Origin of the sequence: Helicobacter pylori (genome assembly GCF_009689985.1) — a bacterium.
Taxonomy (GTDB): Bacteria; Campylobacterota; Campylobacteria; order Campylobacterales; family Helicobacteraceae; genus Helicobacter; species Helicobacter pylori_CG.
In genome coordinates this window covers 1-20,923 of record NZ_QBAW01000004.1, presented here as the reverse complement: position 1 = coordinate 20,923, position 20,923 = coordinate 1, and the positions used below count along the sequence as shown (strand labels likewise).

General features: G+C 38.5%; 24 protein-coding genes and 1 tRNA gene. 11 read left to right on the top strand and 14 right to left on the bottom strand.

The window, feature by feature from the left end:
- Window positions 1–7 precede the first annotated feature (7 nt).
- Together recJ and DBU79_RS03910 are read left to right on the top strand one after the other, a co-directional pair.
- Window positions 8–1,558 (top strand): single-stranded-DNA-specific exonuclease RecJ, encoded by a 1,551-nt coding sequence (gene recJ, locus DBU79_RS03915; RefSeq protein WP_154411595.1) that lies wholly within the window; start codon window positions 8–10, stop codon window positions 1,556–1,558.
- Window positions 1,558–2,439, top strand: a complete 882-nt coding sequence (locus DBU79_RS03910; protein WP_154411594.1) for an RluA family pseudouridine synthase — start codon at window positions 1,558–1,560, stop codon at window positions 2,437–2,439. The genes recJ and DBU79_RS03910 overlap by 1 nt, the downstream gene beginning before the upstream one ends.
- A gap of 101 nt (window positions 2,440–2,540) precedes the next feature.
- On the opposite strand, the gene DBU79_RS03905 is transcribed toward DBU79_RS03910, so the two are convergent.
- From DBU79_RS03905 to DBU79_RS03865, 9 genes are all read right to left on the bottom strand, one after another.
- A complete protein-coding gene (locus tag DBU79_RS03905; RefSeq protein WP_134890400.1) occupies window positions 2,541–3,101 on the bottom strand; it encodes a hypothetical protein in 561 nt (186 codons plus the stop codon).
- Window positions 3,085–3,423, bottom strand: coding sequence for a hypothetical protein (locus DBU79_RS03900; RefSeq protein WP_134890399.1), 339 nt, complete (start codon window positions 3,421–3,423; stop codon window positions 3,085–3,087). Before DBU79_RS03900 ends, DBU79_RS03905 begins: the two co-directional genes overlap by 17 nt.
- 186 nt (window positions 3,424–3,609) lie before the next feature.
- Window positions 3,610–4,485 (bottom strand): tetratricopeptide repeat protein, encoded by an 876-nt coding sequence (locus DBU79_RS03895; protein ID WP_134890398.1) that lies wholly within the window; start codon window positions 4,483–4,485, stop codon window positions 3,610–3,612.
- A gap of 276 nt (window positions 4,486–4,761) precedes the next feature.
- Window positions 4,762–5,166: a Holliday junction resolvase RuvX gene (gene ruvX, locus DBU79_RS03890; RefSeq protein WP_134890397.1), complete on the bottom strand. Its 405-nt coding sequence runs from the start codon at window positions 5,164–5,166 to the stop codon at window positions 4,762–4,764.
- Entirely contained in the window at window positions 5,163–5,963 is an 801-nt protein-coding gene (gene dprA / locus DBU79_RS03885) for a DNA-processing protein DprA (RefSeq protein WP_154411593.1), read from the bottom strand. The genes ruvX and dprA overlap by 4 nt, the downstream gene beginning before the upstream one ends.
- Window positions 5,964–5,969: 6 nt before the next feature.
- Window positions 5,970–6,203, bottom strand: a complete 234-nt coding sequence (gene minE, locus DBU79_RS03880) for a cell division topological specificity factor MinE (RefSeq protein ID WP_000051414.1) — start codon at window positions 6,201–6,203, stop codon at window positions 5,970–5,972.
- Window positions 6,200–7,006 (bottom strand): septum site-determining protein MinD, encoded by an 807-nt coding sequence (gene minD, locus DBU79_RS03875; RefSeq protein WP_154411592.1) that lies wholly within the window; start codon window positions 7,004–7,006, stop codon window positions 6,200–6,202. Before minD ends, minE begins: the two co-directional genes overlap by 4 nt.
- A gap of 23 nt (window positions 7,007–7,029) precedes the next feature.
- Window positions 7,030–8,022 (bottom strand): ketol-acid reductoisomerase, encoded by a 993-nt coding sequence (gene ilvC, locus DBU79_RS03870; protein ID WP_134890395.1) that lies wholly within the window; start codon window positions 8,020–8,022, stop codon window positions 7,030–7,032.
- Window positions 8,023–8,109: 87 nt separating this feature from the next.
- Window positions 8,110–8,186: transfer RNA gene (locus DBU79_RS03865), tRNA-Arg, on the bottom strand.
- Between the two features lie 84 nt (window positions 8,187–8,270).
- Between DBU79_RS03865 and DBU79_RS03860 the strand changes: the two genes are divergently transcribed.
- Window positions 8,271–9,053 carry an NAD+ synthase gene (locus tag DBU79_RS03860; RefSeq protein WP_134890394.1) on the top strand — a complete coding sequence of 261 codons (783 nt, stop codon included), beginning with the start codon at window positions 8,271–8,273 and terminating at the stop codon, window positions 9,051–9,053.
- Entirely contained in the window at window positions 9,050–9,988 is a 939-nt protein-coding gene (locus DBU79_RS03855) for a tetraacyldisaccharide 4'-kinase (RefSeq protein WP_154411591.1), read from the top strand. Before DBU79_RS03860 ends, DBU79_RS03855 begins: the two co-directional genes overlap by 4 nt.
- Here DBU79_RS03855 and pseH read toward each other — a convergent pair.
- From pseH to flgH, 4 genes are read right to left on the bottom strand one after another with little or no spacing between them, the layout of a single operon-like run.
- The gene (gene pseH / locus DBU79_RS03850; RefSeq protein ID WP_154411590.1) at window positions 9,921–10,463 is read right to left on the bottom strand and encodes a UDP-4-amino-4,6-dideoxy-N-acetyl-beta-L-altrosamine N-acetyltransferase; all 543 of its coding nucleotides are present in this window, start codon (window positions 10,461–10,463) and stop codon (window positions 9,921–9,923) included. The two genes, DBU79_RS03855 and pseH, sit on opposite strands and share 68 nt — an antisense overlap.
- Window positions 10,460–11,332: a CMP-N-acetylneuraminic acid synthetase gene (locus DBU79_RS08010; protein WP_268221424.1), complete on the bottom strand. Its 873-nt coding sequence runs from the start codon at window positions 11,330–11,332 to the stop codon at window positions 10,460–10,462. Before DBU79_RS08010 ends, pseH begins: the two co-directional genes overlap by 4 nt.
- Window positions 11,323–12,006 carry a pseudaminic acid cytidylyltransferase gene (gene pseF / locus DBU79_RS08005; RefSeq protein WP_154411588.1) on the bottom strand — a complete coding sequence of 228 codons (684 nt, stop codon included), beginning with the start codon at window positions 12,004–12,006 and terminating at the stop codon, window positions 11,323–11,325. Before pseF ends, DBU79_RS08010 begins: the two co-directional genes overlap by 10 nt.
- A gap of 17 nt (window positions 12,007–12,023) precedes the next feature.
- The gene (gene flgH / locus DBU79_RS03835) at window positions 12,024–12,737 is read right to left on the bottom strand and encodes a flagellar basal body L-ring protein FlgH (protein ID WP_000709993.1); all 714 of its coding nucleotides are present in this window, start codon (window positions 12,735–12,737) and stop codon (window positions 12,024–12,026) included.
- Between the two features lie 129 nt (window positions 12,738–12,866).
- Between flgH and DBU79_RS03830 the strand changes: the two genes are divergently transcribed.
- Window positions 12,867–13,604: an outer membrane protein gene (locus tag DBU79_RS03830; RefSeq protein WP_180394968.1), complete on the top strand. Its 738-nt coding sequence runs from the start codon at window positions 12,867–12,869 to the stop codon at window positions 13,602–13,604.
- 6 nt (window positions 13,605–13,610) lie between these two features.
- Here the strand turns inward: DBU79_RS03830 and DBU79_RS03825 are convergent, their stop codons facing one another.
- The gene (locus DBU79_RS03825; protein ID WP_015643085.1) at window positions 13,611–14,153 is read right to left on the bottom strand and encodes a phospholipase D-like domain-containing protein; all 543 of its coding nucleotides are present in this window, start codon (window positions 14,151–14,153) and stop codon (window positions 13,611–13,613) included.
- Between the two features lie 143 nt (window positions 14,154–14,296).
- On the opposite strand from DBU79_RS03825, the gene chePep reads away from it, so the two are divergent.
- The 6 genes from chePep to DBU79_RS03795 all read left to right on the top strand — a co-directional run.
- The gene (gene chePep, locus DBU79_RS03820) at window positions 14,297–15,745 is read left to right on the top strand and encodes a chemotaxis regulatory protein ChePep (protein ID WP_154411587.1); all 1,449 of its coding nucleotides are present in this window, start codon (window positions 14,297–14,299) and stop codon (window positions 15,743–15,745) included.
- The gene (gmk, locus tag DBU79_RS03815) at window positions 15,738–16,358 is read left to right on the top strand and encodes a guanylate kinase (RefSeq protein WP_000551231.1); all 621 of its coding nucleotides are present in this window, start codon (window positions 15,738–15,740) and stop codon (window positions 16,356–16,358) included. Before chePep ends, gmk begins: the two co-directional genes overlap by 8 nt.
- A gap of 70 nt (window positions 16,359–16,428) precedes the next feature.
- Window positions 16,429–16,668: a twin-arginine translocase TatA/TatE family subunit gene (tatA, locus tag DBU79_RS03810; RefSeq protein WP_001939279.1), complete on the top strand. Its 240-nt coding sequence runs from the start codon at window positions 16,429–16,431 to the stop codon at window positions 16,666–16,668.
- 2 nt (window positions 16,669–16,670) lie between these two features.
- Window positions 16,671–18,296 carry an arginine--tRNA ligase gene (argS, locus tag DBU79_RS03805; protein WP_154411586.1) on the top strand — a complete coding sequence of 542 codons (1,626 nt, stop codon included), beginning with the start codon at window positions 16,671–16,673 and terminating at the stop codon, window positions 18,294–18,296.
- Window positions 18,297–18,356: 60 nt separating this feature from the next.
- Window positions 18,357–19,112: a HugZ family heme oxygenase gene (locus DBU79_RS03800; protein ID WP_154411585.1), complete on the top strand. Its 756-nt coding sequence runs from the start codon at window positions 18,357–18,359 to the stop codon at window positions 19,110–19,112.
- Between the two features lie 294 nt (window positions 19,113–19,406).
- A partial coding sequence (locus tag DBU79_RS03795; RefSeq protein ID WP_154411584.1) for a SabA family sialic acid-binding adhesin occupies window positions 19,407–20,923 on the top strand: 1,517 nt, incomplete at its 3' end.

The following is a 20,923-nucleotide window of genomic DNA, read 5'->3' as shown; positions in this document are numbered from 1 at the left end:
CTAAAAGATGAAACAAAAGCTTAAAGCTCAAATCAAAGAGCGATTGGCTTCTATCGCTTATAATGAAAAAGGGTTTCCTAGCCCCTTTTTATTTAAAGACTTGAAAAAAGCCGCACTCAAGATTATAGAAGCGATGGAAAAGCGCACAGAGATTTTAGTGGTGGGCGATTATGACGCTGACGGCGTGATTAGCTCTACTATCATGGCAAAATTCTTTGAAAGCCTGAACTATAAGCATGTCCGCATTGCAATCCCTAATCGCTTCATGGATGGCTATGGGATTTCTAAAAAATTTTTAGAAAAACACCACGCCCCTTTGATTATCACCGTGGATAACGGAATTAGCGCCTTTGAAGCCGCGCGATTTTGTAAAGAAAAAAACTACACCCTAATCATCACCGATCACCATTGCTTAAATAATGATGAAGTCCCAGACGCTTATGCAATAATCAACCCCAAGCAACCGGATTGTGATTTTATCCAAAAGGAAGTGTGCGGGGCGTTAGTGGCGTTTTATTTGTGCTATGGAATCCACCAACTTTTAGGCAAAGAAAAAAGCCATTCTAGTGAGTTGTTGTGCTTAGCGGGCGTGGCGACTATTGCTGATATGATGCCTTTGACTTTTTTTAACCGCTTTTTAGTTTCTAAAGCCTTGTATTTTTTGCAAAAAGAATCCTTAGGGGCGATGGGGTTTTTGCGCCAAAGAGAAGTTTTTAGAAAACGCTCTTTGAAAGCGAGCGATATTTCTTTTAATATCGCCCCCTTAATCAACTCCGCAGGGCGCATGCAAGACGCAAAAATAGCCCTGGATTTTTTAAGCGCGAATAATTTTCAAGATGGCTATTCTTTGTATGAACGCTTGAAAGCATGCAATTTGAAGCGTAAAATGATCCAACAGCAGGTTTTTGAAGAAGCCTTTAAGCATGCGATGGTTGGAGAAAAAATCATCATCGCTTTTAAGGATAATTGGCATGAGGGCGTGCTTGGGATTGTGGCTTCAAAATTAGTGGAAGCCACTCAAAAGCCAAGCTTGGTTTTTACTTTTAAAGAAGGGGTGTATAAAGGGAGCGCTCGTAGCTCTCCAAATATTGACTTGATTGACGCTTTGAATGGGGTTTCTTCTTTATTACTCGGCTATGGAGGGCATAGGCAAGCGTGCGGTTTGAGCGTTGGAAAAAACAACATCGTCTCGCTCTTTGAAACTTTAGAAAATTTTGATTTTAAAGTCTTGCCTTTTTGTGAAGAAGAACCCCCTTTAACGCTCAAATTAAAAGACATTGACAGAGAGCTTTTAGAGATTATAGAGATGGGCGAACCTTATGGGCAAGAAAACCCTGAACCCCTATTCCAAGCAAAAAATTTAGAAGTCATAGAAGAAAAAATCATTAAAGAAAGCCACCAGGTTTTGCGTTTTAAAGATAAAGATTGCGTCAAAGAGGCGATTTATTTTAACGCTGAGCGGTTTGTGAAAGCGGGCGAAAAGGTGAGCGTGCTTTTTAGCGTGGAATTAGATGAGTGTTCTAATGAGCCTAAAATGTTTGTTAAAAGTTTGTTGTAGTGCCTTTTGTTGAAGAAGAATTTGAAATTTTAAAACCCACTAAAGCCTTGTTTTTGGTGCGCGACATTTTAAAATGCTCTTTAAAAGAAGCCCAACGGCACCTTGACAAACAACGCTTAAAACAAAACCAACAAGCCGTGCGTAAATCTCAAATCATTCAAGGGGCCGTTCGCTTGATTTATTTCAAGCCTAATGAAAAACAAGAAAAGCTTGTTTTTGAGGCTAAGGATTTTGGCGTGTTTGACAAACCCGCTCAAGTCTATACCCACCCTAAAGGCTATTTTTACCATGAAAGCTTATTGGATTGCATCCAATCGCATTTGGGCAAAAACGCCCACCCAGCCCACAGGCTAGACTATGAAACGAGCGGGTTAGTTTTAGCGGGTAAGACCTTACAGAGTGCTAAGGATTTAAAAGCGCTTTTCATGCAAAAAAAAGTAAAAAAAACTTATTTAGCGCTCGTGCATGGGTTGGTGGATAAAAGTATCATTATAGACAAACCCATTCTAACGCCACAAAACATTCAAAAAGATTTGCGCATTCGATCTCAAATTTCTCCTTTAGGCAAGCCCTCAATTACCCTTGTTGAGCCTTTAAGCTATAACCCTTTTTTGGATATAAGCTTGCTTAAAATAACCCCACTCACCGGTCGCACGCACCAGATCCGCTTGCATTTAAGCAGTATAAATCACAGGATCGTGGGCGAAGGGCTTTATGGGGTGGCCGATGAAAACGCTAGAGAATACCTTCAATTGAAGTGCGAAAATAACACCCCATCACTCATGCTCCATGCCACTAGTTTAGAGTTTGAATTTAAAGGGGCGATCTACAAAATCGCTTCCCCAATGCCTGAACGCTTCATGCCTTTTTTAAAAGATTGACCCCCTTTTTTATTGATTATCCCCTGATTGCTTTTATTGATTATTTTTTGATTATTTTTACTGGAGGGTTTTTTTGATTAAGGTTTTCTATACGCCTTTTTTTAATCCCCCTTATCCTTTCTAGTTTTCAATTCCTCTTGTTTTTTAAGAATCATTTCTTCAGTAATGTTAGAAAGCTTGTCTTTATGGTTTTCGCTATTAGAATCTTCTTTGTGGCGGGACTCTTCTTGTTTTTTTGAAATGATTTCTTCAGCGATATTAGAGAGTTTTTCCGCATTTTTGGTGTCTTTGTAGTTGGAGCGGTTTTTTAAATTCTCTCTGATTTGCCTTTTTCTTTGAATGAGTGCAAACATTTTTTGGCTGAATTGGTAGCATTTACGCACGCTTATGACAATCACGCCCCACTTGATTAATAAAGCGATCAAAAGCCAAATAAAAGAGCTAGAAGTGTCCAATAAAAACTGGCGCACATCGCTATAAACCCAAATATCCACTAAAATAATTAACAGAGTGATCAAAATAGAAAACGCAATGCTTTTAAACCTAAAAAGCCACGCCACTATCACAAACCCCCTCGTGTGCCTGTGGGCTAACAGCCAGCGTTCATTCTTTTCGCTAAAAAAATTCATCAAACCAGAAATTACGCTATTTTTCTTGCTCATTCTCGCCCTTTTCCCAAACTTCTTTAAAATGCTTGGTGGTTTTTTCTTGTTTTTCTTTCAATTCTTTAGCGTGGATTTGTTCTAACAACCTTTTTTCTTCAGCTTCAAACATGATTTTTAATTCTTCTTCATTAAAATCGCTCAGTTGCATGCTCTCTTTTATCAAGCGTTTTTCTACGATTTTAACCGCTTGCTCCCTGATTTTTTGAGATTTTTCTTTAAAAAGCACTCGTTTGGTTTTTTGAAACGCTTCATTAGAATTTTTGTGGATCGTTTGCTTGCAAAAATCTAAAAAATCCTTGACTTGATGCATAATTTTCATGGTTATCCGTTTTTAAAGAGTTTTTAAGACTAATGACCCCTAAAAGAATACCAAAAAAAGATTAAAACTCCCTAGTAAAAATATTTTCTTAAAAGAATAAGGGGCATTTTGGCGATGTTCTAACCCCCTAAAATAGGGCTTTTGCGGAATAGTTTCTAGGTGAGGCTATCGCATGCTTTTTGTCCCTTATTTTTCTTTGAGCACCTCGCATGCCTTTTGATCTCCTAACTTGCAAGCTTTAGAGATATATTGAGCGGCTTTTATTAAGTCTTTTTCCACTCCTTGACCATTATAATATAGAACCCCTAAAGCACCACACCCCCTACTAATATTCAAATCGCAAGATTTTTCAAACAGAGCGACAGCTTTTTTTGAGTCTTTTTCAAAATATAGCTCCCCTAAATTAAAACACCCCGAACCATCTTTTAAATCACACGCTTTAGTGTAAAAATAAGCGACTTTTATTAAGTCTTTTTCTACTCCCTGACCATTTTGATACAACGCCCCTAAATTAAAACACCCCTTATTATTATTCAGATCACACGCTTTAGAATAAAATTGAGCGGCTTTTTCAGAGTTATTCTCTACTCCCTGACCATATCCATAAGATATTCCTGCATTAAAACACCCCAAACCATTATTCAAATCGCAAGATTTTTCATACAGAGCGACAGCTTTTTTTGAGTCCTGTTTCACCCCCTCCCCACTTCCATATAAAAAACCTAAAGTACCACACCCACTACCATTATTCAAATCGCATGCTTTAGAGGCGTATTGAGCGGCTTTTATTAAGTTTTTTTCTACGCCTCGACCATAATAATATAATGACCATAATCTCTTACACCCCAAACCTTCTTTTAACTCACACGCTTTAGTGTAAAGTTGATCGGCTTTTATTAAGTTTTTTTCTACATTATCATACAGATCCCCTAAAGCACCACACCCCCCACCATATTTCAAATCGCATGCTTTTTCAAAATATTTTTTAGCTTGAATGTAATCTTTCGTTTCAATACTCTTTACACCCAAATTGAAAAGCTCCTCAGGGGTTGGCTCTGCCATTAACCCCCCCCCAATAAACCCAAGCACAAAACCCTAAAAATAGCTTTTTTGAAACTTTCTAGCATGACGCTCTCCCTTTTATTAAAAAATTTGGACTTTATTATAATCAAATATTGATAACTAAAACCTTTTAATTTCACAAATGGGGTTTTAGTTGTTTTGTTTTACAATAAAAATCATAAGGAGATAGGAATATTTTGCGTTTAATCCCCCTAACCCAAAAAGAGCGCTTGTAAAAAATACCTTTGAGTATTTTTTAATATTAGAACTTTATCCCTAATGATTTTTTAAAACCTGCTGGCAATAGCGCTCTAAAATCCTACAAGCGCTCAAAGAATCTAGCCGGCCGTCTTTGGTAGCGAGCCTCTTATTTTTCCTACCCAAATGCTCTAAATTTTCATAAGCTTCTATGCTGGAATTATCTTCATTAATAAAAACGATTTCGCCCTTAAAATCTACAAGCTTGATAAAATGCTCAATGCGGGCGTGGGTGTCCGCATAGCTTTCACTAGGCTTGCCCACCACCAGCACCTGAATGTTTTTTTCCCTCAATAAATCGCTCAAATCCCTAGAGGCCTGATTCCTGTTGTGGCGCAAAATCGCTTCTAAAGGCAAAATAACGCCGTTTAAAAGTGCAGCGATCCCAATGCGCTTCAGTCCCACATCGCATGCCAAAATCACGCTAACACCACGATATGATTGATGCGTTTAATCTTACCCAACAGCTCGTATTCTAAAAGCTTGTCCCCAAATTTGAGATACGCCTCTTCATAGCTCGGGTTTTTGGCGCAATATTCCAAAAATTCGTCTTTGATTTCAGGCATTTCTTTTAAATGGTGGTCTTTTAAAAGGGTGTTTATAAAATTTTGAATATTAAATATCCCTTGAGCCTGCCCTTTTTCTAAAAGCTCATTAGTGCCATCGCTCTCATTCAGGCGCTGGGGTAAAACAAATAAGGGTTTTTGGTATTTCTGGGCTAATCTCGCACTGCTCATAGAGCCGCTTTTCAAATCCGCTTGGGGGATAATTACCGCATCGCTTAAAGCGATCACCAGGCGGTTTCTCGCTAAAAAAGAGCCTTTAACGGGCATGAAATCCTTTTCATATTCGCTTAAAATCAAGCCCTTTTGCGCGATTTCTTGGATCACTTTATGGTTATTCGTAGGATAGATCAAATCCAAACTGCAAGGCGAAAGCATGATCGTTTTTGGTAAGGCGTTTTCTTGAGCGATAATATCCACGCCTAACGCTCCCCCGCTCACAATAACCGCACCATTTTTAGCAAGCTCTCTAGCTAGAGTGATCGTGTGTTGCTTGCTGTAAGGGGTGGGTCTTCTTGTGCCTATGATAGCCACTTTTAAAGGCGCTTCTAAAAGCTTGGTATCGCCCACACAATAGAGCTTTTTAGGGGGGTCTTTGAGAATGTCAAAGGCTTTAGGGGTATTTTCTAGTGCGCTGTATTGGAAATTACTTTTCATTTCAAACTATTTAGGCAGTATAATTTCCACTTCAATCGTTTCCACGCTCTGGTTGCTATCAAGGGTTTTGAAATGGATGTCTGAAGATTTAGTGTATTTTTGAATCACAGCAATGATTTCTTTACGCATTTCTTCCATGTAGGGTAAATTTAAGGTGCGCTCTTTGGCTAAGATCAATTTTAATCGGTCGGTTGCAGTAGCCGCACTCCCTTTGTTTTTAAAAAAATCAAACAAACTCATGAAAATATCCCTTTTAACGCGCTAAAAAAGCCTTTTTTAGCCTTAAATTCCACATATTCCACTTCTTCGCCTAAAATCCGTCTGGTGATGCGTTGGTAAGCTTTCGCGCTCTCGCAGTCTGTGCGGATCACCGGCTCGCCCTTGTTGGTCGCTGAAATAATATGGCTGTCTTCAGGAATGATCCCAATTAAAGGCAAGCACAAAATCTTAAGCACTTCTTCTATGGAAATCATTTCGCCATTTGCCACTAATTCAGGTTTTAAGCGATTGATTATCAAATGCTTGTGCACCTCCATGCCCTTTTTAGCCCGATTAGACTTCGCATCAATAATGCCAATCACTCTATCGCTATCTCTTAAAGAACTTACCTCCGGCGTTACCACCACTAACGCCATGTCCGCATGCAAAATCGCATGCTCAAAACCGCTTTCAATCCCAGCCGGTGAGTCAATCAAAATATAGTCAAAATCCGCCCTTAAAGCGTTGATTAAAATCGCTACTTTTTCCTTATCTAAAACATTTTTATCCTTGCTTTGTGAAGCCGCTAAAAAAGAAAGGTTTTTCGTCTTTTTATCCGTGATTAAAGCCTGCGAAAGGTTGCAATTTTTTTCCATCACATCCACCACATCATAAACAATGCGGTTTTCTAAGCCTAAAATCATATCCAAGTTCCTAAGGCCTATGTCAAAATCAACCGCTACGACTTTTTTACCGCTCTCAGCCAAGCCAATCGCTAAATTAGCCGTGGTGGTGCTTTTACCCACGCCCCCCTTACCTGAAGTGATAGTAATTACTATTGCCATATGATTCCTTTTAATTTAATGATTTATTTTTTATGATTGAATGGGGCACGTAAAATTTCTCCAATTTGTTCTATTTTAGTCTCTTTAAGGGCTTTTCTCTCTGTGTTTAACCTGGGGTAATTCAAGCTCTTTTCTAGTAAAAAATCTTTAGCGAATGCGCCGTTTTGAATCTTTTTTAAGATTTTTTGCATGCGTTTTTCTAACAGATTTCCCATAGGCTCTCTAGCTTTAATCGCCCCAAATTCAGCGGTGTTAGAAATGTGTTTCCTTAAGCCCTCTACCCCCTTATAGTGCAATAAATCCGCCACCAATTTCACTTCATGCACGCATTCAAAATAGGCTAATTCTTCAGGGTATCCTGCCTTGATCAAGGTTTCAAACCCCATTCTCACAATCGCTTCTAACCCCCCGCACAAAACCGCTTGCTCGCCGAATAAATCGCTCTCGCATTCTTCTTTAAAGCTCGTTTCTAAAACCCCCATTCTCCCCCCACCCATCGCTTTGGCATAGCTTAAAGCCACCGCTTTAGCGTTATTTTTTGAATTTTCTTGCTCTATGGCGATTAGATGGTATAAGCCCTTATTTTTAAGGTATTCTTCTCTTAAAGCACTCCCTGGCCCTTTTGGTGCGACTAAAATCGCGCCCACGCCTTTTGGAATAACAACCTGATTGAAATGCACGCTAAAACCATGAGCAAAGCCTATAATTTGCCCCTCTTTTAAAAAAGGGATCACTTCTTTTTCTAACACTTCCTTATGCAATTCATCCGGGAGTAATACCATGATCACATCAGATTGTTGGACTAATTCCTTGACTTCTAGCACCTCAAAGCCCTCTTTTTTTGCCTTTGAAACGCTCAAACTCCCTTGATACAAGCCAATACGCACCTTTACTTTAGAGTCCCTCAAATTGAGCGCTTGGGCCTCTCCTTGCGCGCCATAGCCAATAACGCCCACTTGTAAGGATTGGATAACGCCTAAATCAATGTCTTTATCATAATAAATGGGTAATGCCAAAATCAAATCTCCTAGCGTGTTTAAGCAAGTATTTATTTTACCATAATGGGAGCGATAATGTTTAAAAACATGCAGAATATTAAGAAATGGTGTGCTCGGAGGGATTCAAACCCCCGACCTACAGGACCGCAACCTGTTGCTCTATTCAGCTGAGCTACGAGCACTTTTAAAGAAGTGAAACGAGAATTATAGCAATAAAAGCTAATTTTTCACTTAAACGATGCGTTTTTTCTATTATAATTTAAAGCATGCAAAAAGATTACCAAAAACTCATCGCTTATTTATGCGATTTTTTAGAAAAAGAAGTTCAAAAAAAAGGCTTTAAAAAAGTCGTTTACGGGCTGAGCGGGGGGCTAGATAGCGCGGTCGTTGGGGTGCTGTGTCAAAAGGTTTTTAAAGAAAACGCCCATGCCCTTTTAATGCCATCTTCAGTCTCTATGCCAGAAAGTAAAACAGACGCTTTAAATTTGTGCGAAACCTTTTCTATCCCTTATACAGAATATTCTATCGCTCCCTATGATGCCATCTTTGGCTCTCATTTTAAAGACGCAAGCCTTACTAGAAAGGGGAATTTTTGTGCAAGATTGCGCATGGCTTTTTTATACGATTATTCTTTAAAAAGCGATTCTTTAGTCGTTGGCACGAGCAATAAAAGCGAAAGAATGCTAGGTTATGGCACTTTATTTGGGGATTTGGCGTGCGCGATCAACCCGATTGGGGAATTATTTAAAACCGAAGTTTATGAACTCGCTTATTATTTAAATATCCCTAAAAAGATTTTAAACAAGCCCCCTAGTGCGGATTTATTTGTAGGGCAAAGCGATGAAAAAGATTTAGGCTATCCTTATAGCATGATTGACCCTTTATTGAAGGATATTGAAGCGTTGTTTCAAACAAAGCCCATCCATTTAGAAACGCTCACCCAACTAGGCCATGATGAAATTTTAGTAAAAAACATCATAAGCCGTATCCAAAAAAACGCTTTTAAATTAGAATTACCCACCATCGCCAAACGATTTAACCCTGAATGAAAAGCGATAAACCCTTTTTAGAGCGCTATTTTTATGACCCCACTCTTTTGCAAAAGGGGTTGATTTTCGCACTCTATCCTTTTTCTTTAATCTATCAATTTATTGCCACAATTAAACGAAAAACCGCTAAAAAGCATGATTTTAAAATCCCCATTATCAGCATAGGCAACCTCATCGCTGGGGGAAGCGGTAAAACGCCCTTTATTTTAGAAACCGCTCCAAGATACCAAGAAGTGGCAGTTGTCTCTAGGGGGTACCAACGAGATTCTAAAGGCTTAGTGGTGGTAAGCGTTAAAGGAAACATTTTAGCTTCCCAACAAACAGCGGGCGATGAAGCCTATCTTTTAGCCTTAAATTTAAAACAAGCGAGCGTGATTGTGAGCGAAAAAAGAGAGCTAGGCATTTTGAAAGCCCTTGAATTAGGATCAAAGATCGTGTTTTTAGACGATGGTTTCAGGTTTAATTTCAACCAATTCAATTTGCTTTTAAAGCCTAAAGTCCCCCCCTACTACCCCTTTTGTTTGCCCAGCGGGTTGTATAGAGAAAGCATCAAAAGCTATAAAGAAGCCCATTTAGTCGTTACAGAAGATAGGGATTATAAAAGAATCACCTCAATTTCTCACCCCACCAAACGCATGCTTTTAGTAACGGCTATCGCTAATCCTAGCAGGCTTGATGAATTTTTACCTAAAGAAGTGGTTAAAAAATTGTATTTTAGAGATCATGCCCCTTTTGATTTGAAGCTTTTAGAAAAAGAGTTTTATCAAAATAACGCCACTTCCTTATTGGTTACTTCAAAAGATCTCGTCAAATTACAAGATTGCAACTTGCCTTTAAGCGTGCTGGATTTAAAACTAGAAATTTGCCCTAAAGTTTTAGAAGAGATTGATCGTTATATCCTTTCTTATCCTTATAATACAAAAGAACGTCTATAAACTCCTTATCTTTAAAAATAAAGCCTTTCAAACGCCCCTCTAACTCATAGTGGTTTTTTTCATAAAAAGCGATCGCTTTGAAATTGTTTTCCATCACTTCTAAGTGCAAAGAATTTAATTGGAACTCTTCAAAAGCGATGCGTTCTAAGGCTTTTAAAATAGTTTCTCCCCTATTTTTCAAAAAAGGGTTTTTATAAATCCCCAAATACCCATGCTTATGAAAAAAATTGATTTTAGTGATAGAGCCAACCCCTAAATAAACGCCCTCTTCTTTAAACAAAAAATAGCGGTGGTTTGGCGAGTTTTTTAAATCTTCTATGAATTGCAAATGCGTTTTTAAAGAAATAAAAGCGCTATACATCCATAAGGCAGTGTTTGGGTGGTTACGAAACTCTAAAACCAACAACTTTTCTTCATCGTTTAAATGCGCAAAATCAATCGCTTGGATATTTTTATAAGAATAATTTTTTTTCAAATCTCTAAAAACTCCCTTAATGCGCCCTCTAATTCACTCCCAAAGGTCAGGGTTTTTGCCCAGGCTTGATTTTTTTGAACTTGTAAATTTTCAAAATCTTTAGCTAGAGTTTTTAAACTCGTTTGTTTGAAAATGCCCAAGCTTTCAAACTCCTTGCTTTGAAGGATTTGATTAGAAGCGATGGGAATGATAAGAGAGGGCGTTTGAGAAAGGGCTAATTCATAGAGGGTTTGACCCGAAGCGCTAATAGCACAAGCGCAAGATTTCATCAAAGAACTGAACTCTAAGGGGTTTAAAGGGCTGTAATAATGCGTGTTTTTGGGAGGATTTTTAGGCGTATAAGGTGAAATGATATGCAAATTCACATTCTTATTTTCTAAAATTTTGACTATCTCTTTGAGCATTTTTTGCTCGCTCCCCCCTAGAGTGATCAGCACTTCTTTGTTTTCTGTATTGATAGGGCGCTCATAGACAAAACGCATATCAACAGGGTAAAACCCCACCCCCAAATAATACTGATAATCTTTTGATAAATAATGGTAGTGTTTTAAAGCATTCAGCGTGAAATTTAGGATCTTGGTGTTTTTAGGGTAAAACCCCTTAGCATGCTCTTTATCTTCTATGACCATAAGGCTTTTAGCTTTTTCTTTTAAAAGATAAAAATCCTTTGAATTTAAACAATAGCTATCTATAATCAAAAAATCATCATTGCCAACGCCCTCTAAAAACATGCTTATATTATTGTGCTTATATAAATAAAGATCCGTTTTAACCCCTAATTTTTCTATACAAGAAAGGATTTTTTCACAACGCCTCACATGCCCTAAACCGCTTGTTAAAAAGCAATCGCACAAAATTTTTACTGGCATGCGTTTTTCAAACGGCTGTATTTGAGCTTGGCTAATTCTAAATCTTCTAAAGTGTCAATATCTTGGACTTCTAAGGGCGATAATTCTAAAGCGATAGAATTTTGACTAAAAATAGGCCGCATTTCTTTAAAGGCTTGAGCCTTCCCCATATAAAGCAATCCTGCGTCATGATAGAGCGTTTTTAAATCTTGCGTGCACGTGTTTAAATGCTCTTTAAAAGCCATTTGAACGCCGTTTTCAAGGCTAAAAGAACGATAGGGCGAAGCGCTGAATGGAGAGCATGTGAAAACATAATCCGTATTTTCTTTTAACATTTCAAAAGCGTTTTTTAAATGTTTTTCTTGTAAAAGCGCTGAAGTGCCATACAAGCAACACGCAATATCTTCATCTTTTAATTCTAATTCTTTCATGTGATAGGCCATCACCTCTAAAGTCGTGGCTCTATCGTCTGCTAAAACTTTAGGGCGCAAATTCAAAAAACTCGCCCCATAATTTTTAGCTAAATGAACATACTCCATGCTATCGCTAGAGATAAACACCTTTTCAAAGAGCTTGGAATTTAGTGCCGTTTCAATAGGGTAAGCGAACATGGGTTTATTGAAAAAATCAATAATATTTTTATTTTTGATTCTTTTACTGGAACTTCTGGCTAAAACAATAGCGATCGCTCTCATGCTAGGCTTTGCTCTTTTTAATAAGGCATTTGGGTTTCCATCGCATCAGCAGCGAATTTCTTTTTATTGGAATCGCTCAAATGCCCTAAATTCGTGTATTCAATCTTAGCGTCAGCCAAAAACTTGGATTGGATGGTGTTATTCCTTTCAATATCATAAGGGCGGATCACCCCACTCACCTTAAGGATTTGCTTTTCCCCATCCACTAGCACTTCCTTATTCCCATAGATGAAATAATTCCCGTTTTCTAGCACTTTAATGATTCGAGCGCTCAACACGATCTCTAAATCTTCGCTCTTTTTTTGCGAGCCACCGCCTTTAAAATTCGTGTTATTGCTGGATTTGGTGAAATTATAATTATTCTTATCGTCTAAATACTGCACTTCTTGTTTCTTTCTTTCATCTAGCCCGTTATAAGTGAGTCTTGGGGGCGTGGAATTACCCCCTGAAGCGCTTTTATAATCTTTAGAGCTGGAATAATTCGCGCTCGCTTTTTCAGAAACAATGATTGTGATCAAATCGTTAGGCTTCATCGCCCTCCTGTCCGCAAATAAAGGACGCTCACCCTGCCCAAACAAACTCCCCAACTTGTTCAATTCAGGGATAAATTCTTTAGAGGGGGTTTCTTCTACATAATTAGGAGGGTTAAAATCAATTTTTGGCTCATTGGCTGATGCCATGCTGAATGCAACGCTAAACGCAACAGCCCCTAAATAAAGTGCTTTTTTCATCCATTAGCCTTACTTGAGTTATTTTAAGCCTTAAATTATACTCTCTTATAAAGAATAAATGCTTAATTTTGAGTAAGTTGTTGTAAAATTTAGATCTTTATAATGAAACTTAACTTGCAGGAGATAAAATTGAGAACCTTGTTAAAAATGTTAGTTGGTGTGAGCTTGCTGACACACGCCTTAGTAGCTAAAGAAGAAAGCGCAGCACCTTCTTGGACAAAAAATTTGTATATGGGAGTCAATTACCAAACAGGTTCTATCAATTTAATGACTAATATCCATGAAGTTAGAGAAATTACTAACTATCAAACCGGTTACACCAATATCATAACTAGCGTTAATAGCGTTAGAAAACTCACCAACATGGGATCTAATGGGATTGGATTAGTCATGGGCTATAACCACTTTTTCCATCCGGATAAAATCTTGGGCTTGCGCTATTTTGCTTTTTTAGACTGGCAAGGCTATGGCATGAGATACCCTAAAGGCTATTATGGCGGCAATAACATGATCACTTATGGCGTGGGCGTGGATGCGATGTGGAATTTCTTCCAAGGGAGTTTCTATCAAGATGATATTAGCGTGGATATTGGCGTTTTTGGGGGGATTGCGATTGCGGGGAATAGCTGGTATATTGGCAGTAAAGGGCAGGAATTATTAGGCATCACTAACAGCAGTGCGGTTGATAACACCTCTTTTCAATTCCTCTTTAACTTTGGTTTCAAGGCTTTATTTGTAGATGAACATGAATTTGAAATCGGTTTTAAATTCCCCACCATTAATAACAAATACTACACCACTGATGCACTCAAGGTTCAAATGCGTAGGGTCTTTGCCTTTTATGTGGGGTATAATTACCACTTCTAAAGGGCTTTAAAACCCAACGCAACTTCCTAACATCTTTTGGTAGTAACTCTTGGCTTTGAGGATTGTTTCTGTGTCATCGGTTTTTAAAAGCACTTCGTAATTGTTTTCAAAAGCGTTTTTGCTCCAATTCGCTGAGCCTAAAAACACGATCTTATCATCAATGATCGCTACTTTTTGGTGCATGATGCCATGATAATTCCCGTTTTTAGCCTTAAGCCCTTTTAATAAGCACACTTTCGTGTTAGGGTATTTGTCCAAATAGCCGATAGTGGATTGATTATTGCTATGATTGCTCCCGTAATCATAAATGATTTGCACCTTAATCCCCTTACTCGCTACGCTTTTAATCGCTCTTGCAATATCTCTGTGCGTGAAACTATAGATAGCGATTTTCACGCTCTCTCTGGCACTGCTAATCCCAGAAATTAAAGCGTTTAAAGCCTCTCTTTGCTCATAAGGTAAGACAAATAAGCTGTTTTTAGCTTGCAAAACCCCTAAACAGCCCACCAACACACCCACGCCAACGATTTTTTTAAATTTGTTTAACATCAAATGATCCTTAATTTTAAATTACACTCATGATAAAAACAACCAACCAAGTGGATTTTTGATTATAATAAAAGATCTAAAAAAAGCGATAAAAATTGATAGGCTTAAAGAAGCGTTTCTTAATAAAATAAGGAGTCCCTAAAATGAAAATGATTCTATTCAACCAAAACCCCATGATCGCAAAGCTGCTTGAGAGTGTCTCTAAGAAATTAGAATTGCCTATGGAAAATTTTAACCACTATCAAGAGCTATCCGCACGCCTTAAAAAAGATCCAGAATGGCTTTTGATAGCCGATGATGAATGTTTGGAAAAACTAGACCAAGTGGATTGGCTAGAATTAAAAGAAACCATCTCTCAAAATAAAAACAGCGTGTGCATGTATAAAAAGGGCAATGAAGCGCAACCCTTCTTAGAGGGCTTTGAGGTGAAAATGAAAAAACCTTTTTTACCCACTGAAGTTTTAAAAATCCTTCAAAAAAAGCTTGGCTCTAACATAAGCGAGCCAGAGCCTAGCCAGAATTTAGACCCAACTCAAGAAGTTTTAGAAACCAATTGGGACGAGTTAGAAAATTTAGGCGATTTAGAAGCCCTAGCCAAAGAAGAGCCTAACAATGAAGAGCAACTACTCCCCACTTTAGATGCGCAAGAAGAAAAAGAAGAGGTTAAAGAAACGCCCCAAGAAGAAAAAGAAGAGGTTAAAGAAACGCCCCAAGAAGAAAAGCCTAAAGATAATGAAACACAAGAGAGTGAAATCCCCAAAGATGAAGAAGTTTCTAAAGAGTTGGAAACGCAAGAAGAAGTTAAGGAAGAGATCAAAGAAAAAACGCAAGAACAAGAGCCAATCAAAGAAGAAACGCAAGAAAATAAGGAAGAAAAACAAGAAAAAACACAAGATTCCCCAAGCACGCAAGAATTAGAGGCCATGCAAGAATTAGTCAAAGAAATCCAAGAAAACTCTAACAAGGATAAAAAAGAAACGCAAGAAAACGCAGAAATTCCACAAGATAAAGAAATCCAAGAAGTTGTTACCGAAAAAACCCAAGCACAAGAATTAGAAGTTCCTAAAGAAAAAACGCAAGAAAGCACAGAAGCTCTCCAAGAAACCCAAGCGAACGAGTTAGAAAAACAAGAAATCGCAGAAACTCCGCAAGATGTAGAAATCCCCCAAGTGCAAGAAAAAGAAACCCCACAAGAAGAAACCCAAGAAATCGCAGAAACTCCGCAAGAAAAAGAAACGCCACAAACCCAAGATGAAAAACCCCAAGAAGACCATTACGAAAGCATTGAAGACATTCCTGAGCCGGTGATGGCTCAAGCGATGGGGGAAGAATTGCCCTTTTTAAATGAAGCCGTTGCAAAAACCCCTAATAATGAAAACGCCACAGAAACCCCTAAAGAGAGCGTTACAGAAACCCCACAAGAAAACGCAAAAAACCCCCAAAAAAGCGATAAAACTTCCAGCCCTTTAGAATTGCGCTTGAATTTGCAGGATTTATTAAAAAGCCTGAATCAAGAGTCCTTAAAAAGCCTTTTAGAAAACAAAACCTTAAGCATTAAAATCGCTTTAGAGGATAAAAAACCTGATGCATAATGATTTTAATTTACTCATCCTTTCAGGCCCTAGCGGAGCGGGTAAAAGCACCCTTACAAAGTATTTGCAAGAAAAAATCCCAAAAACCCATTTTTCCCTTTCCACCACCACACGAAAGCCCAGAGAGGGCGAAGTTGATGGCTTGCATTACAATTTTGTCAGCGAAGAAGAATTCAAACAAGGCATAGAAAAAGGGCAGTTTTTAGAATGGGCGATCGTGCATAACCACTACTATGGCACTTCTAAAATCCCTGTAGAAAAAGCCTTAAAAGAGGGCAAAATCGTCATTTTTGATATTGATGTGCAAGGGCATGAGATCCTTAAAAAGCATTACCCTAACGCATGCTCAGTCTTTATTAGCACCAAAAACCAAGAGATTTTAAAAGAGCGCTTGCTTTTAAGGGGGACGGATTCTAAAGAGACGATAGAAAAACGCTTGATCAACGCTTATAAAGAAATGCAGTGCTTGGAAAGCTTTGATTACCTCATCATCAATGAAGATTTAGAAAAATCCAAAGAAATCATCTTGAGCATCGCAAAAACTTTAGTCTATCGCTTAAAAGCGTTTAATTTTGAAAAAATATGCAAGGCTTGGAAAAACGAATCCTTATAAAACCTATCAATTATTTTTTAAAAAAGCTATAATTCAAACAAAAACCAACCAATAGATTAAGGAGTAAAATATGGGCGGATTCACAAGCATATGGCATTGGGTCATTGTTTTATTAGTGATTGTGTTGTTGTTTGGAGCTAAAAAGATCCCCGAATTGGCTAAAGGTTTAGGCAGTGGGATTAAGAATTTCAAAAAAGCCGTGAAAGACGATGAAGAAGAGGCTAAAAACGAGCCAAAAACCCTAGACGCTCAAGCAACGCAAACCAAAGCGCATGAAACTAGCGAGATTAAAAGCAAACAAGAAAGTTGAACATGCACACTCTCATTAAGGGCGTTTTAGAAGAGATTTTAGAAGCTGAAGTCATTATTGAATACCCTAAAGACAAAGAGCATGGGCATTACGCTACGCCCATTGCTTTCAATCTCGCCAAAGTTTTTAAAAAATCGCCCTTAGTTATCGCTGAAGAGTTAGCCCTTAAAATCAGCACGCACAAAAAAACTCAAGGGTTTTTTGACAGCGTAGTGGCTTGTAAGGGTTATATCAATTTGACGCTTTCTTTAGATTTTTTAGAGCGTTTCACCCAAAAGGCTTTGGAATTAAAAGAAAAATTTGGCTCTCAACCCAAAAGCGAGCGTTCTCAAAAAATCTTTTTAGAATTTGTGAGCGCTAACCCTACAGGGCCTTTACACATAGGGCATGCTAGAGGGGCGGTGTTTGGCGATAGTTTGGCTAAAATCGCTCGCTTTTTAGGGCATGAAGTTTTATGCGAATATTATGTCAATGACATGGGTTCTCAAATCCGCTTGTTAGGGCTTTCTGTATGGCTCGCTTACAGAGAGCATGTTTTACAAGAAAGCGTAACTTACCCAGAAGTCTTTTACAAAGGCGAATACATCATTGAAATCGCTAAAAAGGCGAACAACGATTTAAAGCCAAGCCTTTTTAAAGAAAACGAAGAGACTATTATTGAAGTTTTAAGCGGCTATGCTAAAGATTTAATGCTTTTAGAAATTAAAGATAATTTAGATGCTTTAGGCATTCATTTTGATTCTTATGCGAGCGAAAGAGAAACTTTTAAACATAAAGATGCGGTGTTTGAACGATTAGAAAAAGCGAACGCCCTTTATGAAAGGGATTCTAAAATCTGGCTCAAATCTTCACTCTACCAAGATGAAAGCGATCGGGTGCTCATTAAAGAAGATAAGAGCTACACTTATTTAGCCGGCGATATTGTCTATCATGATGAAAAATTCAAGCAAAATTACACCAAATATATCAACATTTGGGGGGCAGACCACCACGGCTATATCGCTAGAGTGAAAGCCAGCCTTGAGTTTTTGGGCTATGATTCCAACAATCTTGAAGTCTTGCTCGCTCAAATGGTGCGCTTGCTCAAAAATAACGAGCCTTACAAGATGAGTAAAAGAGCGGGTAATTTCATTTTGATTAAAGATGTGATTGATGATGTGGGTAAAGACGCTTTAAGGTTTATTTTTTTAAGCAAACGGCTTGACACGCATTTAGAATTTGATGTCAATACTTTAAAAAAGCAAGACAGCTCAAACCCTATTTACTATATCCATTACGCTAATTCGCGCATCCACACCATGCTAGAAAAATCGCCCTTTTCTAAAGAAGAAATTTTACAAACCCCTTTAACCAATTTAAATGCTGAAGAAAAATACCTGCTTTTTAGTGCTTTAAGCTTGCCTAAAATCATTGAATCTTCTTTTGAAGAATACGGCTTGCAAAAAATGTGCGAATACGCAAAAACTCTCGCCTCAGAATTCCACCGCTTCTATAACGCTGGCAAGATTTTAAACACCCCTAAAGCTAAAGAGCTTTTAAAGATTTGTTTAATGGTGAGCTTGAGTTTAAGCAACGCTTTCAAACTTTTAGGCATAGAGATAAAAACCAAAATCTCCGCTAAAGATTAAGCTAATATTTAATTTTTTGTTATAACATTCCCCTTATTTTTTGAAACTAAGGAGAATATTTTGCTTAATCGTATTATAGAGCACATGAACGCTCACCATGTAGAAGACATGAAAGGTTTGTTGAAAAAATTCGGGCAAGTCCATCACGCTGAAAATGTCGCCTTTAAAAGCGTGGATTCTCAAGGCGTTGTGATTGGTTATAACAACAATCAAACCTTAAGGATTGAATTTAACCACGAAGTCAAAGACCCTAAAGACTACAAAAACGCTATCATTGAATTGTGTCAAAGCGTAGAAAAAACCCATGATTTAAAAGGCGTGGAAGAAGAAGTTAAAGCCTTTAAAGAGAGCTTTGATTCTGTTTGTTTAGCGACCTTACACCCTAATGGGCATGTGGTATGCTCTTATGCGCCTTTAATGAGCGATGGCAAACAATACTACATTTATGTGAGCGAAGTGGCGGAGCATTTTGCTGGCCTTAAACACAACCCCCACAATGTGGAAGTGATGTTTTTAGAAGACGAGAGCAAGGCTAAATCAGCTATTTTGAGAAAACGCTTGCGTTATAAAACCAACGCTCGTTTTATTGAAAGAGGGGCAGAGTTTGACAAAGCGTTTGATTCTTTCATTGAAAAAACCGGCGGATCTGGGGGCATTAAAACCATTCGCACCATGCAAGATTTCCATTTGATCGCATTGGATTTCAAAGAAGGGCGTTTTGTGAAAGGCTTTGGCCAAGCTTATGACATTTTAGGCGACAAAATCGCTTATGTTGGGGGTAAAGGCAACCCACACGATTTCGCTCACAAGAAATAAACTTTCTCACTCATAAGGGGCGAACGCCCCAAAAAGACTGCTTTTTAGAGGGGTTATGGCAAAATCAAGCCCTTTACTATTTACTCTTAAAAAATGCTAAAAGCCTTTTTATTAGGCTAACACCAAACAAAAAGCACCACAAAAAGCACCAAAAAGTAAAAAAATGACAAAATTTTTAAGAAAATGACAAAAAAAAAAAAAACGCTTTTATGCTATAATGCTACAAATACATTCCAAATGTCCAATGAATGTATGAAATCCCTAATATCAAATTCAATCTAAAAAGGAGAAAACATGAAAAAACACATCCTTTCATTAGCTTTAGGCTCGCTTTTAGTTTCCACTTTGAGCGCTGAAGACGACGGCTTTTACACAAGCGTTGGCTATCAGATCGGTGAAGCCGCTCAAATGGTGAAAAACACCAAAGGCATTCAACAGCTTTCAGAAAACTACGAAAAATTGAACAACCTTTTAACTAAATACAGCACCTTAAACAACCTTATCCAATTATCCTCTAGCCCGAGCGCGATTAACGAAGTAAGGGATAATTTAGGCTCAAGTAGTAGGAATTTGCTGGATGTCAAAACCAACTCCCCCGCTTATCAAGCCGTGCTTTTAGCGTTGAATGCGGCGGTGGGGTTGTGGCAAGTTACAAGCTACGCTTTTACTGCTTGTGGTCCTGGCAGTAACGAGAGCGCGAATGGAGGGATTCAAACTTTTAATAATGTGCCAGGACAAAATACGACAACCATCACTTGCAATTCGTATTACCAGCCAGGACATGGCGGGCCTATATCCACTGAAAATTATGCGAAAATCAATCAAGCCTATCAAATCATTCAAAAGGCTTTGACAGCCAATGGATCTAATGGAGATGGGGTCCCCGTTTTAAGCAACACCACTACAAAACTTGATTTCACTATCAATGGAGACAAAAGAACGAATGCCACACCAAATGAAAAATTAGTATACTCATGGAGTCATGGGAAAGCTATTTCAACCTCGTGGAATGGAGGAACACAAACAAGCACCTCAGAAAGTATCAACACAGAAAATAACGCTCAAGAGCTTTTAAAACAAGCGAGCATCATTATCACTACCCTAAATGAGGCATGCCCAAACTTCCAGAATGGTGGTAGGGATTATTGGCAAGGGATAAGCGGCAATGGGACAATGTGCGGGATGTTTGCCAATGAAATCAGCGCTATCCAAGGCATGATCGCTAACGCGCAAGAAGCTGTCGCGCAAGCCAAAATCGTTAGTGAAAATGCGCAAAATCAGAGCAGCCTAGACACCACAAAACCATTCAACCCCTACACAAACGCTAGCTTTGCGCAAAGCATGCTCGCTAACGCTCAAGCTCAAGCGGAGATTTTAAACCGAGTCGAACAAGTGGTGAAAAACTTTGAAAAAATCCCTACAGCCTTTGTAAATGACTCTTTAGGGGTGTGTTATGAAATACAAGGGGGTGAGCGTAGGGGCACCAATCCAGGTCAGACAACTTCTAACACTTGGGGGGCAGGCTGTGCGTATGTAAAAGAAACCATAACAAATTTAAACAACTCCATCGCTCATTTTGGCACTCAAGAGCAACAAATAGAGCAAGCAGAAAATATCGCTGACACTCTGGTGCATTTCAAATCCCGATACAGCGAATTGGGCAACACTTATAACAGCATCACCACCGCGCTCTCCAAAGTCCCTAACGCGCAAAGCTTGCAAAATGTGGTGAGCAAAAAGAACAACCCCTATAGCCCGCAAGGCATAGAAACCAATTACTACCTAAATCCTAACTCTTATAACCAAATCCA

Excerpts from the sequence above, each read along its gene's own strand:
- DBU79_RS08010 (WP_268221424.1), bottom strand. The coding sequence starts at position 11,332 with ATGCCAGTAAAAATTTTGTGCGATTGCTTTTTAACAAGCGGTTTAGGG.
- DBU79_RS03825 (WP_015643085.1), bottom strand. The coding sequence starts at position 14,153 with ATGTTAAACAAATTTAAAAAAATCGTTGGCGTGGGTGTGTTGGTGGGC.
- DBU79_RS03905 (WP_134890400.1), bottom strand. The coding sequence starts at position 3,101 with ATGAGCAAGAAAAATAGCGTAATTTCTGGTTTGATGAATTTTTTTAGC.
- minD (WP_154411592.1), bottom strand. The coding sequence starts at position 7,006 with ATGGCAATAGTAATTACTATCACTTCAGGTAAGGGGGGCGTGGGTAAA.
- DBU79_RS03860 (WP_134890394.1), top strand. The coding sequence starts at position 8,271 with ATGCAAAAAGATTACCAAAAACTCATCGCTTATTTATGCGATTTTTTA.
- DBU79_RS03895 (WP_134890398.1), bottom strand. The coding sequence starts at position 4,485 with ATGGCAGAGCCAACCCCTGAGGAGCTTTTCAATTTGGGTGTAAAGAGT.
- chePep (WP_154411587.1), top strand. The coding sequence starts at position 14,297 with ATGAAAATGATTCTATTCAACCAAAACCCCATGATCGCAAAGCTGCTT.
- DBU79_RS03855 (WP_154411591.1), top strand. The coding sequence starts at position 9,050 with ATGAAAAGCGATAAACCCTTTTTAGAGCGCTATTTTTATGACCCCACT.
- DBU79_RS03900 (WP_134890399.1), bottom strand. The coding sequence starts at position 3,423 with ATGAAAATTATGCATCAAGTCAAGGATTTTTTAGATTTTTGCAAGCAA.
- minE (WP_000051414.1), bottom strand. The coding sequence starts at position 6,203 with ATGAGTTTGTTTGATTTTTTTAAAAACAAAGGGAGTGCGGCTACTGCA.
- pseF (WP_154411588.1), bottom strand. The coding sequence starts at position 12,006 with ATGAGAGCGATCGCTATTGTTTTAGCCAGAAGTTCCAGTAAAAGAATC.
- flgH (WP_000709993.1), bottom strand. The coding sequence starts at position 12,737 with ATGAAAAAAGCACTTTATTTAGGGGCTGTTGCGTTTAGCGTTGCATTC.
- argS (WP_154411586.1), top strand. The coding sequence starts at position 16,671 with ATGCACACTCTCATTAAGGGCGTTTTAGAAGAGATTTTAGAAGCTGAA.
- recJ (WP_154411595.1), top strand. The coding sequence starts at position 8 with ATGAAACAAAAGCTTAAAGCTCAAATCAAAGAGCGATTGGCTTCTATC.
- gmk (WP_000551231.1), top strand. The coding sequence starts at position 15,738 with ATGCATAATGATTTTAATTTACTCATCCTTTCAGGCCCTAGCGGAGCG.
- dprA (WP_154411593.1), bottom strand. The coding sequence starts at position 5,963 with ATGAAAAGTAATTTCCAATACAGCGCACTAGAAAATACCCCTAAAGCC.
- tatA (WP_001939279.1), top strand. The coding sequence starts at position 16,429 with ATGGGCGGATTCACAAGCATATGGCATTGGGTCATTGTTTTATTAGTG.